The following is a 16,340-nucleotide window of genomic DNA, read 5'->3' as shown; positions in this document are numbered from 1 at the left end:
GCCTGAATGGACCTCCCATGAAGAGTCGAAGTGTAGCCCGCAGTCTTATCTGTTTTGTCCTGCTTATCGGCCAGTTCCTGTTGCTGCCGTTGTCCGCCTTGGCGTTGACTATCGGCGAGGAACGGAATATCGGGGAGCGATTGCTGTTTTCGGTGCGCAGAGAATTGCCCATTCTCGATGATCCGGATATCAGCCAGTATATCAATACGCTGGGACGTGAGGTCCTCGAAACTGCCGGGCCGCAGTACTTTGATTACAGGTTTTTCATAGTCCATAACGATCAATTCAACGCTTTCGCCGCCCCTGGCGGGCTGGTGTTCTTTTACACCGGCTTGATCGAGACCATGCGCTCAGAGGATGAGTTGGTCAGTGTCCTGGCTCATGAGATTGGTCATGTGGACAGTCGGCATATTGCTCAGCGACTGGAAAAAGGGGGGAAGGTGGGTGCTGCCTCGCTGATTCTTGCCATTGCCGGTCTGGCTATTGGCGTTCCAGGGCTTTCCCAGGGGTTGCTGGCCGGATCACTTGCCGCTGGTCAGGCCGTCAAACTGCAATACAGCCGTACCGACGAAGAGGAGGCGGACCGGCTTGCTTTTGAATGGATGCGGCAGATGCGGCGTGACCCGGCAGCCATGGAAGATATGCTCAGAACCATGCGCCGAATCACCCGCTACCGGGTGGGTGCGGACACACCCCAGTATCTTCTCACCCATCCCAACCCGGAGGCCCGCTTGAGCTATGTACAATCATTGCTTGAACTCGACGAAAAAAGGCACCAGGAAGGATATTATCTGCAGACGGATAATTTTGCCTTTCTTCGCTTTAAATACCGGGTGTTGATGCAGGTCATGGATCATGCCAGGCTGCGGCAGCACTGCGCCTTTACCCTGGCCAATTCCAAAGACAGGGAACAGCAGGCCCTGGCCCAATACGGCCTGGCCCTGCTGGAAGGCGCCAATCGTAATGTTGATCAGGCTCTGCGGCACCTGGCCAAGGTTCGGGAACAATATCCGAATAAGGATATTCTTGAAATTGATCGTGCTGTTCTGCTGCTTAATGCTGGTCGGGTGGAAGAGGCCAGGCGATTGCTTGAGTGGGCCTACCGGCGCGATCCGACCGATATGTACGGTGTCTATCACTTGGCCAGGGTTGAGCAGATGCGTGGTAATCTCATCAGGGCGGAGCAGTTGTTACAGGAGATGACTCGGGTTATGCCGGAATATGCGCAGCTGTATTTTGATCTGGGCCGAATCGAAGCGGATCGCGGGCGGATGAGCGTCAGCCATTTCTATCTGGGCAAATATAATTTCTACCTCGGACGGGAGAAGGTGGCCGAGCAATACATGCTGCGCGCATCCAAGGATGAAAGTGTGCCGGAAAAGCTGCGGGCCGAGGCACTCGATATTCTTGAAAAGCTCAAGGAATTGAGTGGAGGGCGCTGAGAAATCCCACCTGCCGAGCACAGATAATCAAGGCGATAACCCTCTCGTGAAAACCGGTTGCTGACATTTCATTTTTTTTTGTGTTTACGCCAGTTTTCGTGGGTGATACCGAATTTTTTCACCTTGTAGTTCAGAGCTCTGGGACTTATGCCCAGGCAACGGGCTGCATTTTTTTGAACCCAGAGGTTTTCTGTCAAAGCTTTGAGTATCAGGGCTTTTTCCTGGGCTTCCAGCGGTTCGGTAATCCGTTCTTCCGCCGGTGCTCGGGTAAACAGTTCCGGAATATGCAGCGCCTGGATGCCAATACGATCACTTTCTTCAAGGATGACTGCCCTCTCAATGGTATTGGCCAGTTGCCTGATGTTCCCCGGCCATTCATATCCGCGGATTATGGTTAGTGCCTCGGGTGTAAATCCTTTGATATGAGTTTTTTTCATGGCGACGATCGCCTGGTGCAGAAGTTTTTCCGCCAAAGGGGCCAGACAGCGGGGGCGGTCCTTGAGTGGAGGCAGATGCACCGGCAATACATTGATCCGGTAAAAAAGATCTTCCCTGAATTCACCGGTAGCGATCCGTTCCGGCAGGTCTCTGTTGGTGGCGGTTATGAGACGGATATCCACTTTGATGGTCTTGTTGCCGCCCACCCGCTCGAAAGATTTTTCCTCCAGCACCCGCAGTAATTTTGACTGCAGTTCCATGGAGATCTCGCCTATCTCATCAAGAAAGATAGTCCCACCGTCGGCTTGCTCGAAACGACCGATACGCTGCTTATCCGCGCCGGTGAACGAACCCTTTTCGTGACCAAACAATTCGCTCTCCAGCAACGCCTCGGGAATGTTGGCGCAGTTGATCTTGACAAAGGGGTAGTGCCTGCGGGGTGAATTATAATGCACCGTGCCGGAAAGAAAACTCTTGCCGGTGCCGGTTTTGCCGGTGATGAGAATGGTGGCATCGGTGGCGGCGAATTTTTTCAGGCTGGCAATGATGGTTTTGAAATTATCACTCTCGGCAATGATTCGATCGAAGTCATAGACAATATCCTGGGTGCGGCGCAGGTAGGCCAGTTCATTTTCCTGTTGCCGACTGTGCAGAGCCTGCCGCACCAACCGTTTGATCAAGGCCGGAGAAAAGGGATGGGTGAGTACATCGTAGATCTTTGCGCCGATCACCTTTTCGATCGTGCCGGTATCTGCTTGATCACATGTGACTATGATGGGAGTGTTGGGAGTCTGATCGTGGATTTTTTCCAACAGATCAATTTTTCTGCCATTTTCCGGACGAACATTCATGAAGATGATATCAAACTGTTTATTATTCATCTCCCGCTTCAACAACTTCGGATCATTCTGGTAGGTAATATCGGAGGTGCTGGCTAAAGCTTGCTCGATATTACTGCGGCTTTCCGGAGGGCATTCATAGGCGAGTACAGATACTTTTTTCTCCATGATGATCCATGCTCCGTTGCTGTCCTGATTTCCATCTGGTACTTTCAATCTCTTTTTGGTAATAGTATACCTTCCTGCGTGAAAAAGCAAAGGGAAGTTGTCGCCTGGATCCGAGAGCGTTCGTACCTGCGTCAACTTTGTTGTTCGTGACCGTTCAATTAAAGGACATTTTATCGGACGGGTACGGGTAATAAAAAGGCGTGCGGACGAACGGCCCCAAGGGTGGCGGGTGCAAGCGTATTGGGAGAATTTTTCTAAAATTATATAATGATTACAAGATAATACAGTTCTGGCAGCAGTCCGGCCGTTACTAATACAAGGTCTCTCTGAGGAGCAGAGAACATTTATGCACACAGGATTGACAACAGAGTGGACCGGCATTGATGAGTTGATGATGAGTAGAGCCCTCATCCTGGCACGCCAGGCTGCTGCCTTTGGCGAGGTTCCTGTGGGAGCGATTGTTGTCGATAGCAGTGGGCTTGTTGTCGCGGAAGCAGGCAATAGTTGTATTGTTGCTGTAGATCCTTCCGGGCACGCGGAAATGGTGGCGATCCGGGCGGCAGCCCGAAAAATCGGTAATTACCGTTTACCCGGGGTGACGGTGTACGTTACTTTGGAGCCCTGCCCCATGTGTGCGGCGCTGCTGGTGCACGCCCGCATCGCCAGGCTGGTCTTCGGGGCCACGGACCCTAAGGGCGGGGGAGTGGTTTCAAAGTATGCCATCGGTGCCGACCAGCAGCTCAATCATACTTTTACCATCACTGGCGGCGTTCTGGCGCAAGAGTGCAGCACGCTGCTGCGGGATTTTTTTCGAAATCGGCGGTAATTTTCTATTGTAAAAAAGTGACGTGCAGGCTAGATAGATGCTCCAAATGCACCGGCAATGGATACACCTCTGGTTTCCCGTTGTTGCTCGATGTGTCCCAAAATCAGGAGAGGTGACCGAGTGGTTTAAGGTGCACGCCTGGAACGCGTGTGTACGCAAGTACCGTGAGTTCGAATCTCACCCTCTCCGCCATATATAAAAATAAGCCCTTGATTTTCAAGGGCTTATTTTTTTCTCTGCTGTGCCCTTCAAACCACCATTTCTTCAACGGTACGTACACCTTTATGTTCAATATCCACCTTCGTGTTGAACTCTCCTGAAAGGTGCGGTAGGGTAAAAAAATGGCTACCTGCCATTGATAATGATGGTTGAACCTGGTTCCATCAACCGCACCCATGAATGAGCGCACATGCAAGATGGGCGAAGATCTTCCACACTTCCTCTGATTATTAAACGCCGCGGCCCGACGATTCTGCTCTGGTTACTCGTAGGGCTTCTATGCGGTTGCGCCTTTCCTGCACCTCCCTCCTATGAAAAAATTCGGAGCGCTTACCCGCAACCGGTTTACGCCGATGCCGGTACACCCACCTTGGTGAATTCGGCCTCCAGCGCCGCGCCGCTCTCCCTGGCCGAGGCGATCGAAACCGCCTTTGCAAACAATCCCGATCTGGAGCAGGCCAAATGGCGTATCGAACAGGCCCGGGCGATGCGCGCCATGGCTGAGGCCGCCTTCTGGCCCCAGCTGACGGCGTACACGGAATACATGCAAGGCGACGCTCCATCGGCGTATCTCTTCAAGACAATCGACCAACGCATGCTGCCGCCCGATATCGATTTCAACAATCCCGGTTGGTTTGAGAATTTCGAATCCGGGATAAGGGGCAGGATGAATCTGTTCAATGGGTTCCAGGACTATTCAGCCACCATGATGGCCCGGTCGGATATCGATATTTCGCGCGGACAGCGCGCCCAGGTTGTCAATAACCTTACCGCGGAAGTGATCAGTACCTTTTATAACGTTCTGTCCGCGCGGGATTTTATCCGCATAGCCGAAACATCGGTGGATACGGTGGCCGAACAATACAGAATCACCCAAGTACACTATGAAGGAGGCGCAGCCTATAAAGCGGACCTCCTTTCCCTGGAAGTAAGGCAGGCCGAGGCGCACGAGCAGCTCGTTGCAAGCCGAAACCGGCTTCAACTTGCTCGTGCGGCGCTGGCCAACCTGATGGGCCTTGATCCCGCCGCTTGGATTGAACAGGGTGCAGTGTTGGCAGAAAACACTGGGCAGCCTCCGACCATCCCTGACCATTATGATGCCGGTATCATTCTGGCATTGGCGCACCGCCCGGAACTGTTGCAGGCACGCCAACAGGTGATCAAATCTCACATCGGCATGACCGCGGCAAAGGGCACTTACCTGCCTCGGCTGGATCTGGTAGCCGCCTACTACCTGGCCGACCCCAATCTGGAGTATAATCTGGACCGTGAGAACTGGACGGCCGCACTGGTTTTGAACTGGGATATTTTCACCGGTTTTTCCCGTTCGGCCCGGGTGAACCAGGCGCAGGCCGTGTTCAGGCAAATGCTGGCAGCCGACCGCAGTGCTATCCTGCAGGTCAAGCACGATGTGAAAACCAGCTATTTGAAACGCCAGGAGGCTGAAGCACGCTCTATGGTGGCTATGCGCAGCGTGGAAAGCGCCGAAGAATCCTTTCGGCTGATCAAGGAACTGTACCGGGGAGGTGCGGTGCCGATCACCCGTTACCTGGAAGCCGAGCTCGACCGCAACCGGGCGCGAATGCGATCAACCACCGCCTTTTATGATCGGATCAGGGCCGATGCAGAGGTGGCGCGCGCTCTTGGTTTATGGGCGCTTGAAAGATCATCTCCACAAGAATGATCCGTTATGCCAGTCAATCAAAAGAAGCTATCCATACTGGTGTTGGCCATCACAGGGCTGGCCGCTCTTATTCTGGCGTTGTGGTTATTTTCCGGTGACCGGGTGGGCCCCGGCCACATGCAGCCGACGGAGGGCGACCAGCGCTTCGAAGCTGAAACCGTCGAAGCGATCGTGCACACGGTCACCGAATGGTATAGTGCCGTCGGCACCGTCATGCCCCGGACGCACGCCAGTATCGAGGCTCAGGTGCGGGCAACGGTTACGGCGGTTTTGGTTGAGGCGGGGGAGACCTTCGTCCAGGGCGATCTGCTGGTGCGTCTGGATGACGCTCAACTGCAGGCCAGATTGGATCAGGCTCGCCAATCCCTGCACTCCGCAACGGCCCGGGGCGAACAAGCCAGGCAAACGCTCAATGCGGCCCAAGCCGCTTTTGCAGAGGCTGAAAGGGCTTATGGACGGGTCGAGCGATTTTACGAACTCGAAGCGGCCACCGAGCAGGATCTCGAGCAGGTGCGCTCGCGTTTTTTGCAGGCTCAAGCGGCCCTGCGTCGAGCGCAGGAGGGGCTTTCAGCCGCATCGGCCGATATCGGTCAGGCCCGGGAGAGAGTTCGGGAGGCGGAAATTTCCCACGGATACAGTGAGCTGACCGCCCCTGTCGACGGCGAGGTGCTCGAACGTCTGATTGATCCCGGCGACATGGCCACGCCGGGCAAACCTTTATTGCTGCTGCGCACGGCTCAGGGCCTGCAGATTGAGGCCATTGTCCCTGAAAACCTGGTGAACAGGGTGCGCTTGGGTGACATTCGGCCGGTCCGGCTGGCCACGCTCGATACCACAGTCGACGCCAAGATCGACCGCATCGTTCCCTTTGTCGATCCCCGAACGCGCACCTTTCTGGTCAAGGCCGACCTGCCGGAAATCGACGGCGCCTTACCCGGCATGTACGGTAAACTGATGATCCCTCATGGGGAAATGGATGTGGTCCTGATCCCCCCTCGGGCTGTGCGGCGGGTGGGCCAACTCGAACTGGTGACGGTACAAACACCGGAGGGCTGGCAGCGCCGCTCTATCAAATCCGGCGCCATGTACGATGACCTGATCGAGGTGCTCTCGGGGCTCGAAGGTGGAGAGACGTTGCTGATCGGGGAGCCGGGTGACGATGGCCGATAACGGGCGCGAGCCGACCGGGTTGATTTCCGGCATCGTTCGGCCGTTTCTGGCCGGCACACCGGCGGTACTGGTGCTGGTCATCGCTCTTTGCCTGGGAGCAACAGCCATCTTCATCACTCCACGCGAAGAAGACCCGCAGATTGTTGTTCCCCTGGCCGATATTTACATCCAGGCGCCGGGGGCCAGCCCCAGGGAAGTGGAAAAACTGGTTGCCACACCGCTGGAGCAGTTGTTGTGGCAGATCGATGGGGTTGAATACGTCTATTCCGTTTCCCGGCGGGGCGTGGCGATCGTCACGGTCCGCTTTCATGTGGGTGAAGACCGGGTCGAATCACTGGTCAAGCTCCACAACCAGATCACCATGCACATCGACCAGGCCCCTCCCATCGTCCAGGGGTGGGTGATCAAGCCGGTTGAAATCGACGATGTCCCCATCGTCACCCTTGCTCTCTATTCGGATCAATACGACGATCACGAACTCAGACGCATCGGCGAGGAGGTGCTTTGGCGGTTGTCCAGACTGGAGGATATCTCGCGCACCGAAATTGTCGGTGGCCGGCCTCGCGAAATCCGGGTGGAGCTGCTGCCCGAGGCCTTGTCCGGCTACAACCTCTCTCTGCTGCAGATCAACCAGGCCCTGCAGGAGGCCGATGTGTCGGTTACCGCCGGGAATATCGACCGATTCAACCGCAATTTTACCGTTGTCGCTGATTCGTTCCTGCGCTCGGTGCGGGATGTGGAACAACTGGTTGTGGCTGTCCACGACGGGCGGCCGGTCTCTTTGCGCGAAGTCGCTCAAATCACCGACGGACCAGCGGAAGTCACCCATTACACAAGGTTGGGCCATTCCCACCGGGTCAGGCAGGCGGAGCATCTGCAGGATCAGCCATTGACCTATCCGGCTGTTACCCTGGCTCTGGCTAAAAAACCGGGCACCAACGCTGTGGCTGTTTCACGCAGTATCCTGGCTGAAATTGATCGGCTTGAACAGGATCTGATTCCGGACGGGGTGACAGTGGTGGTCACCCGCAATTACGGCGACACCGCTCAGCAGAAAGTCAACGAATTGCTGCTTTCGCTGCTCCTGGCCATTATCACCGTGGTGGTGCTGCTATCCCTGGCCCTGGGCTGGCGCGAGGCGCTGGTGGTGGCCGTGGCCATTCCGATCAGCTTCAGCCTGGCGCTTTTTTTCAACCACCTTCTGGGCTTCACCATCAACCGGGTCACCTTGTTTGCCTTGATTCTGTCGCTTGGACTGGTGGTCGACGATCCGATCACCAATGTGGACAACATCCAGCGGCACATTTTCATGGGCCGGCGCAATCCCTTCAAGGCGACCTTGTTCGCCGTCAGCGAAGTCCTGCCGCCGGTGATCATTTCAACCATCGCCATCATTATTTCCTTTGTCCCCCTGTTTTTTATCACCGGCATGATGGGTCCTTACATGGCACCTATGTCCGCCAATGTCCCCCTGACCGTCATCTTCTCCACTCTCGCGGCCCTGACCGTGGTGCCTTGGATGACCTACAGACTGCTGCGCAACCATCCCCGTGCCGGTTCCGATACGGCCGCCTCGCAAAATGACAAAGGGCCTCCTCAATGGATATTCGATTTCTATCGCAAGGTGGTGACCCCTTTTCTGACCTCCCGGATCAACCGTCGATTGCTGGCGGTCGCCATCATCGTGCTGCTGGTCCTGTCGCTAATGCTGGCACTTTTTCGGATGGTCCCGCTGAAAATTCTGCCTTTTGACAATAAAAATGAGTTCCAGATTGTCATCAATATGCCCGCGGGGACGACTCTTGAAGCCACTGATGCAGTTGTCCGCGATTTCGAAACCTACCTGCGCACCGTGCCTGAAGTTACCCACTATGTGACCTATACGGGAACATACTCTCCCATTGACTTCAACGCCATGGTCCGCCGCTACTACCTGCGCCAGGCGCCACATCAGGCCGATATCCGGGTCAACCTGGTGGGGAAAGACCAGCGAAGCGAGCAAAGCCACGACATCCTGTTGCGACTGCGCCAGGATCTCACGGCGATCGCCGAGCGCAACGGGGCCAGGATGCAATTGGTGGAGATGCCCCCCGGGCCGCCGGTGCTGGCCACCATCGTTGCCGAAATCCATGGTTCGCCGGACACGACCTATGATGAGCTGATCGCCGCGGCCGAGCCCATCAAAGCCCTCATGCGGACAGAGCCTTTTGTGGTCGATATTGATGATATGGCCGAAGCAGCCCACGATCGCCTCGATTTCGTAATCGATCGGGAAAAAGCGGCCTTGCATGGGCTTTCCGCGCAGACCATCGTCCAGACCCTGCAGATGGCTGTCGGAGGGTCGACGCCGGCGCAAGTTCACCAGGAAAATGAACGTCAGACCCTGCATGTGCGTGTGATTCTGCCCAGGGCGAGTCGCAGCAATATGACTACCCTGACGCAGATCCCCCTGGCCACCCCGGATGGGCGGATCGTGCCACTGGGCGAACTGGTCGAAGTTCGCCGGATCTTGAACGAGCAACCCATCTTTCACAAAAACCTGGATCCGGTGGTCTATGTCACCGCCGATGTGGCTGGCCGGGCCCCGGCTGAAGCCATCATCGATATGCAGGGCCGACTCAAGCAGAATCCATTGCCGGATGGTATCCGGGTGACATGGGCAGGGGAGGGGGAGTGGAAAATCACTTTGCAGGTCTTCCGGGATCTGGGTATCGCTTTTGCCGCGGCTTTGGTGGGAATTTATATGCTGCTGATTCTGCAGACCAATTCATTTCTCATGCCGGTCTTGATCATGATGGCCATCCCCCTGACCCTGATCGGGATCATGCCCGGTTTCTGGTTTTTGAACCTGGTGACAGGGCGCGAGATCGGTGGGTACGACAGTCTGGTCTTTTTCACCGCGACCAGCATGATCGGGATGATCGCCCTGGGGGGCATCGTTATCCGCAATGCAGTGGTCCTCATCGAGTTCATCCAGGTCAGCCTGGCGGAAAAGATGCCGGTCAAGGAAGCCATCCTGCAAAGCGGCGCCATCCGATTACGCCCAATCGTGCTGACCGCCTTGACTACCGCGCTGGGTGCCTGGCCAATCACCCTGGATCCGATTTTTTCCGGACTGGCCTGGGCGCTTATATTCGGTCTGTTCGCGTCCACCTTGTTCACCCTGCTGGTGGTGCCGGTGACGTTCTATGCGGTGTACGGGATTAAACTGGAAACTGCGCAAGAAATTGACCAAACAAAAGGAGGGTCGGTATGACTGGGCCTATGATGGCACTGGTGCAGGAGGTAGCAGAGTGGAGCATTGCATTGCTCGAGTTAATGGGGATCGGGACGATCCTGCTTTTTTCGCTTTATGCCACCGTGACCAACGTCTATCTGCTGGTCACTAAGGGGTTCCAAAAAGATCTGTTCCAGGCCTACCGCCTTCAGCTCGCCCGGGGTATTCTCCTGGGGCTTGAGTTTCTGGTGGCTGCGGACATCATCAAGACCGTCGCCATCGAGATGTCGTTTACCAACGTCGGAATTCTTGCGGTGATCGTACTGATTCGGACGTTTTTAAGTTTTGCCATCGAGCTTGAAATGACCAATATGTGGCCGTGGCAGAAACCCCCGGATTCACGATTCCGGAAAAGTATCCAGCATGGGGGTACTCCGCCAGGGGAGCAAGATCTCCAGTGAGGGGTCAGTAAGGGTTCTGCTTCTGGGTTTTTAGTGGCAAACGGGTCATAAAGAGGGGTCAAATCTGCTTTTGTCTTTTATTGACAACCGAACCCATTGGCAATAAAGGGACATCACTGGGCTGGATCAGCAGGGACGTTGAATCGGCCCAGAACTTGACCCAGCCCGTCTTCGGTTCTTTGTACGATGATAATTTCCCCGGAGGCTGGAAATATACCTGTCAAAGCAGTGATGTTGACCTGGTGGGTCACGAGAATGAGTGGCCTTTTTCCCTGATAAGCAGAGACAAAGGCCCTAGTTTTTTCTGTCTTTTTCGGACCATTAGCACGATCGTTAAAAAAAGAATTGAGAGATGTCAGTTCTGTAACGGGGCCAAGTTCCAGCAGGCGGGCAGTTTCCAGGCAGCGACACCACTGGCTGGAGTATATTGATGCCTCTCTGATTCCGTGGGCGCGGAAGAACTCGCCAATACGCTGAGATTGGATGCGACCTCGCTGCGAAAGGTTTCGCTGAGTCAGACAATCGCCAAGTAGAAACCCGGGCGGGTCACCTGTTCCCGGGGCGATGGCGTGGCGAATAAGGCCTACGGCTGTACCCTCTTGCAGTGCCTGCCAGGCTTGTTGAGATGCTTGAGATTCCGACTGTGTTCCTATGCAGATTGTAAGCAGCATCAGCAGTAATATTCTATACAATCTGCCGGAAAAGGTGGATGTTAAAGTTCTCATCTGCTTACAGTGCTGCACTCATCGCTAATAATGTATCATTTTGTTATAATATGATATTTTTTTGACACGGCCAGTAGATGCACGAAGGATGGATTGATAAAAATATGCTTGAGGGACCATCATTGTTAAAATGCAACTATGACCGTCCTCTATTCACAAAAGTTCATCGAGACAGTGCCGGAGTTCAATGACGAAGAGTAGCATCCATTGAATCAGGCCAGAGCACATTCAATCAAAAATCTCCTGGAAAAAAAGTTCCATTGTCGTGAATGCTCTCCGGGCCACTTCAGGGTGGTATTCAGCCCTTCCGGGCATGGACGCATAAGGATCGGTAAATGAATGCACAGCTCCGCCATAATGGACCAATTGCCAGTCGACATCACCATCTCGCATCTCACTGATGAACGTCTGAACCTGTTCATCAGGAACCAGGGGGTCGTCCGCGCCATGCAAAACCAGAACTTTGGCTTGGATGTTTTGTGCATCAGCGGTATTCGGAGTGTCCAGATTGCCATGAAAGGAGACCACACCCTTCAGTTCCGTGCCGCTGCGAGCTAATTCAAGAACTACGCCTCCGCCGAAACAAAATCCAATTGCCGCAATTCTGGCGGGGTCCAGAGGGACTTCGTCAGACTGCTCCCTGAACGTTGTCAGGGCAACATTGACCCTTTTGCGCATCAATTCCCTGTCCTGACGGACCTGGCCGGCGGCTATTGCTGCCTCACTGCTGTCCTTTGGGCGGATCTCACGACCATACATATCGATTATGAACACCACATATTTGTCTCCAGCAACACGGGCGGCCTTTTCCAGGGATTGCTCGGACGGTCCCATCCAGTTGGGAACCATAAGTACTCCGGGGCGAATGCTGTTTGCAGTGCTGTCGTACACAATGATTCCCTCGAAAATGTTTTCGTCAATATTGTAGGATACAGTTTTGGTTACTATCCCGGCCAGAGCCGGAAAACCAGAAAGCAAAATGAATACAAGAGCAAAGAGCAAAGTTCTCATGACAACCTCCAGATTTGTGGTAGAGATTTCGTTGTTGAAACATTGAAGAACCACTCCTCTTGACCGACCTCAATTTTCTGGAATCTCTTCTGTGAGAGGATTCATTTAACGTACAAGTCTGGTTATCCCATGGCAACCTTTTTGAGGTTTGCATGTCTTTGAATGCAGATGTCAAATCACCCATTTGTTGCAACATTTATATGATTTGATAGAATAAAAAATAAAGACTGTTAAATAATATGAGCCGTATACTGGAGTTGCTCCCGATATGCACCTGCACCAGCTAAACGGTACCCGACAGAGTCCATCTCTGGGGTGTACTGTATGGATCGTGCAGATACTTCGAACGTCTCGGCATGCATCTGGTGCATGATATGGTGAGTGTGGAGCTTTTCGCAGTGGCACGAAAAGGGTAAGCGCAGTGGTAAAGGGGAGATGGAGCCAAGGGACAAATTTTTAGGGACCAGGAGGTCTATGTCGCATATGCGATCGAATATCCTCAACCAGCAGATCGGTCTTTTGGACATCGGAAGAAAAAACAAAACCAGAACTGAGACGATTGCCTGCGTTTTCCCACACTACCTTGACCACAGGCGAACCACCGGCCCAGCGCCCGGAATGCCACCTGCCCACCTTCACATCAACCACATCATCGAAGGAAATCACGGTCGGGATTTTTGTCAGGTAACGTCGAAAAAGCACGGCAGAATCATAGATCCAGAACTCGCCGGTGCCGCGCGCCAATAGTCCCTCGCAAGAAGATCGGTGCCACCATTTTTCAGCAATCTCGGTGCCGAGATAGTGGCCGTGTCTTTTATCATTTAAATGCAGTTCTCCTTTCATGTAGTGAGCAACATTCGCGGCTTGATGAGTCTGGTGTCCTGATATCCTCCTTGGCCAAGCAGTCGGGTGACCCCAAACCGGTATTTCAAGGTCAGGATGTCAGCTAGATCTGGTGCTTTTTCCGAAATGATCAGGATAGCTGCCCGTTCGTTGAGTCCGTGGAAAACGCTGTTTGTCGCCAGCATGGTGACCAGAGCGCAGAGGATTGAATACAGTACGATTTCCGCCGGAAACAGGAAGGCTGAAACGGACAGAATCAGGATATTGAACACCACTTTCTATCCCTGGTGGCGTCAGCAGAGTGAGTATCCAGCCACAAACTCCTCTATTCTCATCACTCTTTGCTACGTTGTCAAAGGTAATCCCAGAATAGTATGTTTATGCCTGCGATTTTATTCGCCAGCGCGCCTCGGATCCTGTTACGAGAGGACCATTTCATAGTTTCTGAAGTTCCGATAGACCTCTTTTAGCACCGGATAGTCCCAAGAGCCGCTGTTGTGCACGATTCGGCCGCCGAACCCGGTTTTGAATCGATACATGCCGTAAAACGAGTGAGCCGGGTCGTCGCTGGGCGAGATCGCCCCCATATCGTAGGTGCGGCACTGCCGGGACAAGGCATACTCAATAGCCCTCCAGTGCATGAGGTATGTGGCCATGAACTCCCGTTTATAATTGGATGAGCCCCCGTGGAGGAAAAGAGCCCCTTTTTCCGACAGGGTCACAATTGCCCCGGCAAGGGCATCCTGCTTATGAGTCGCCAGCAGCAGCATGACTTCCGGTGAAGAAACCTGCTGCTCTTTTGCCGAAAAAAGAGCAGCAAAATACTGGTAATCGCTGGCGTGAAAGCCATTGCGCTGGGCAGTCTGGCAATACAACCGGTAAAAGATCGGCAGTTGATCGGGGGAGACGATCTGCACTCCTACCCCCTTACGTTCCGCCAGTCTGATATTGTATCGTGTTTTCGGTTTCATGCGGGCCAGAATATTTGCTTCATCACCATCCAGGTCGATGACGCAGGTATTGGCAACAGTCACATCGACTGGTGCTTTGACGAGATTCCAGTACCTGGTACCGAAATTCATCCGCATCTCTCTGATCCTGGATTCGGGAAAATCGAGCCAGCTCTGCCGCTGCATTTCGTCGGCATAGGGTGATTCCCACGGGAGATCGTAGCGAATAAACGCTATATCTCGGTCCATATGTTCCAGCACCGATTCGGATAACGCCTCCAGGAAAGGGCCGTATTCCTCCTTATCAGGAGCGAATTCCGGTCCTTGAGGCACATAAGCTGCCACGGCATCGGGACTGAAGGGTTTGACGATCACCAGCATATCCCTGCCGGGCCGGGAAGAGTCCATTTCAAAAGCATAGGTTTTCCAGCCCAGCCGGGCCTTTACTTCTCCCCAGTATCTGCTTTGAAAGAGAATATCTGTTGGATACAGTTCCCGTGGCTGTTTCGGTTTCAGTGACAAGTGCACGGCACTACTCTCCTTGAGGTGTTCCCTGTGATGATGCAACAGGTCGTCAACACGGTGACGAGACAAAAAAAAGGGCCGCTCCGTCCGGGAGCGGCTCTGGTTGGGTACCGTAACGGAGGGTTGACCTCCGTTGTGTTGATTGTCACCCGATATGAGACTTGCTTTCCCATTTCGGGTGGTTTAGACAGGTGACATTGTTCCTGAGTCACCTTTTCCTATCTTTGCGCGGATCACTTCGGGGGAAAGCGATCGTAGGCGCCCGACTTTGCGTGGTCATGACCGCCCGCATAGAGGATGCTCTATCCGTTGGCATTGATAGATACAGGATATTTAGCAAGTATCATGCCTTTCTGTTTTCATCCAGTTGAGCAGTTATTTTCCTGAATCCATGACGGCTGGACGCTTGTTTTGGATCACGGACGAACGCTCACGGATCCAGGCTTTTTACGGTCAGGACGTTGGCTGCTATGGATTATGCACGGAAAATGGGGGGCAATGCTTCCCGGCAACAGGAAGGTGCCTCGGCGGGTGTCGATCGGGGAATTTACGGTCGGCGGGTCATTTCTCCCCAACCGACAGGCTCCCCAACTTCTCGATCCAGGCAAACCTGGTTGTAGTCGAATGACGCGACGGGAGGCCGGAAAGGACCAGGGAATGAAAGAACAAGCATTGCTGGAGGAACGGGCTAAGTTAATTGAGCGCAACAAGGAACTTTCCTGTTTGTATGAAATTGCCAAGATTGTTGCTGACACGGAAACAACGGTTGCCGAAGTCCTGCAGGCGATTGTGGATGTGCTGCCTTCGGCCTTTCGGTATCCTGATCAGGTGTGGGCAAGAATTATCGTGGCGGACAAGATCTACACAACCGAAGGATTCACGGAATCCGGCCATGTACTCCGCGACACCCTGAAGATGGAAGCCTCCCCCCATGGGGCTATCGAGGTTTTTTATCATCAGCGGGAGGAGGCTGCGGAAGACCTGGAGATCGGTTTTTTTCCCGAGGAGCGTAAACTTCTCCAGGCCATTGCTCATCAGGTTTCCTTGATGATCGGTATCAAACTGGCCAACGAGAAACGGGCCGAGTTGGAAACCCAGTTGCTGCATGCCGACCGCCTCGCCAAGGTGGGGCAGCTGACAGCGGGGGTAGCCCATGAACTCAATGAACCGTTGGCCGGTATTCTCGGTTTTGCGCAGTTGGCGAAAAAAAAAATCGATGAACCGTCCCAGACGGTCCGCTACCTCGAAAAAATTATTCAATCCATCTTGCATGCCCGGGAAATCATCAAAAAATTGATGCTGTTCAGCAGCCCCAAGCCGAGGCATAAGAACAAAACAGATCTCAACCAGGTGCTGGCCGAGGGAATGGCCTTCATTGAGCCCCGTTTCTCCAAGGGCGCCATCCGGTTCAAGACCGTCTTTGATCCGAAGATAGCGCCGATTCTGGCGGATGCCTCGCAGGTCACCCAGGTGCTGATCAACTTGGTGATCAATGCCATCCAAGCCATGGACAGCGGAGGCACACTGACCTTGCGCACGATCAGTGCCGACAAGGTGGTGCGAGTGATCGTCGAGGACACCGGCATCGGCATGGACCGGCAGACCAGGGAACAGATCTTTCTGCCCTTTTTCACCACCAAGGACATGGAACAAGGAACCGGCCTGGGTTTGTCGGTGGTGCACGGGATTGTCTCGGCCCATGACGGGACGATCGAGGTAGAGAGCAGGGTCGGAGAGGGGACGACTTTTACCATTACCTTTCCAGCGTATGCGGGCACAGAACGGTAAACAATGGTGATCGATCCAATCAGGGCGGATCGTT

General features: G+C 54.0%; 13 protein-coding genes and 1 tRNA gene. 8 read left to right on the top strand and 6 right to left on the bottom strand.

Annotated elements, in window-relative coordinates; genetic code table 11:
• Positions 1-17: 17 nt before the first annotated feature.
• Positions 18-1,442 carry a beta-barrel assembly-enhancing protease gene (locus JWG43_RS05565; RefSeq protein ID WP_205241827.1) on the top strand — a complete coding sequence of 475 codons (1,425 nt, stop codon included), beginning with the start codon at positions 18-20 and terminating at the stop codon, positions 1,440-1,442.
• Positions 1,443-1,510: 68 nt separating this feature from the next.
• Here the strand turns inward: JWG43_RS05565 and JWG43_RS05560 are convergent, their stop codons facing one another.
• Positions 1,511-2,887 (bottom strand): sigma-54-dependent transcriptional regulator, encoded by a 1,377-nt coding sequence (locus JWG43_RS05560; protein ID WP_240193404.1) that lies wholly within the window; start codon positions 2,885-2,887, stop codon positions 1,511-1,513.
• 346 nt (positions 2,888-3,233) lie between these two features.
• On the opposite strand from JWG43_RS05560, the gene tadA reads away from it, so the two are divergent.
• The 6 genes from tadA (at position 3,234) to JWG43_RS05530 (ending at position 10,464) form a co-directional block, all read left to right on the top strand.
• Positions 3,234-3,713 (top strand): tRNA adenosine(34) deaminase TadA, encoded by a 480-nt coding sequence (gene tadA / locus JWG43_RS05555; RefSeq protein ID WP_240193403.1) that lies wholly within the window; start codon positions 3,234-3,236, stop codon positions 3,711-3,713.
• 106 nt (positions 3,714-3,819) lie between these two features.
• A tRNA-Ser gene (locus tag JWG43_RS05550) sits at positions 3,820-3,905 on the top strand.
• 400 nt (positions 3,906-4,305) lie between these two features.
• Positions 4,306-5,616 carry a TolC family protein gene (locus tag JWG43_RS05545; RefSeq protein ID WP_338033241.1) on the top strand — a complete coding sequence of 437 codons (1,311 nt, stop codon included), beginning with the start codon at positions 4,306-4,308 and terminating at the stop codon, positions 5,614-5,616.
• Between the two features lie 6 nt (positions 5,617-5,622).
• Positions 5,623-6,786, top strand: a complete 1,164-nt coding sequence (locus JWG43_RS05540) for an efflux RND transporter periplasmic adaptor subunit (RefSeq protein ID WP_205241825.1) — start codon at positions 5,623-5,625, stop codon at positions 6,784-6,786.
• Positions 6,776-10,042: an efflux RND transporter permease subunit gene (locus tag JWG43_RS05535; protein WP_205241824.1), complete on the top strand. Its 3,267-nt coding sequence runs from the start codon at positions 6,776-6,778 to the stop codon at positions 10,040-10,042. The genes JWG43_RS05540 and JWG43_RS05535 overlap by 11 nt, the downstream gene beginning before the upstream one ends.
• Positions 10,039-10,464 (top strand): DUF1622 domain-containing protein, encoded by a 426-nt coding sequence (locus JWG43_RS05530; RefSeq protein ID WP_205241823.1) that lies wholly within the window; start codon positions 10,039-10,041, stop codon positions 10,462-10,464. The genes JWG43_RS05535 and JWG43_RS05530 overlap by 4 nt, the downstream gene beginning before the upstream one ends.
• A gap of 113 nt (positions 10,465-10,577) precedes the next feature.
• Here the strand turns inward: JWG43_RS05530 and JWG43_RS05525 are convergent, their stop codons facing one another.
• The 5 genes from JWG43_RS05525 to JWG43_RS05505 form a co-directional block, all read right to left on the bottom strand.
• Positions 10,578-11,189, bottom strand: coding sequence for a histidine phosphatase family protein (locus tag JWG43_RS05525; protein ID WP_205241822.1), 612 nt, complete (start codon positions 11,187-11,189; stop codon positions 10,578-10,580).
• A gap of 228 nt (positions 11,190-11,417) precedes the next feature.
• On the bottom strand, positions 11,418-12,200 hold the full coding sequence (locus tag JWG43_RS05520; protein ID WP_205241821.1) for a dienelactone hydrolase family protein: 783 nt from the start codon (positions 12,198-12,200) through the stop codon (positions 11,418-11,420).
• Between the two features lie 456 nt (positions 12,201-12,656).
• Positions 12,657-13,043: a PH-like domain-containing protein gene (locus JWG43_RS05515; RefSeq protein WP_205241820.1), complete on the bottom strand. Its 387-nt coding sequence runs from the start codon at positions 13,041-13,043 to the stop codon at positions 12,657-12,659.
• Positions 13,040-13,318: a YitT family protein gene (locus tag JWG43_RS05510; protein ID WP_205241819.1), complete on the bottom strand. Its 279-nt coding sequence runs from the start codon at positions 13,316-13,318 to the stop codon at positions 13,040-13,042. Before JWG43_RS05510 ends, JWG43_RS05515 begins: the two co-directional genes overlap by 4 nt.
• A gap of 144 nt (positions 13,319-13,462) precedes the next feature.
• The gene (locus tag JWG43_RS05505; RefSeq protein WP_205241818.1) at positions 13,463-14,521 is read right to left on the bottom strand and encodes a peptidoglycan bridge formation glycyltransferase FemA/FemB family protein; all 1,059 of its coding nucleotides are present in this window, start codon (positions 14,519-14,521) and stop codon (positions 13,463-13,465) included.
• A 654-nt stretch (positions 14,522-15,175) separates the two neighbouring features.
• Between JWG43_RS05505 and JWG43_RS05500 the strand changes: the two genes are divergently transcribed.
• Positions 15,176-16,306, top strand: a complete 1,131-nt coding sequence (locus JWG43_RS05500) for a sensor histidine kinase (RefSeq protein WP_205241817.1) — start codon at positions 15,176-15,178, stop codon at positions 16,304-16,306.
• Positions 16,307-16,340: the final 34 nt, after the last annotated feature.

The organism is Desulfobulbus alkaliphilus (assembly GCF_016918545.1).
Taxonomy (GTDB): domain Bacteria; phylum Desulfobacterota; class Desulfobulbia; order Desulfobulbales; family Desulfobulbaceae; genus Desulfobulbus; species Desulfobulbus alkaliphilus.
Note: the sequence above shows the minus strand (reverse complement) of the source record. Positions and strands in the feature narration are given on the sequence as shown.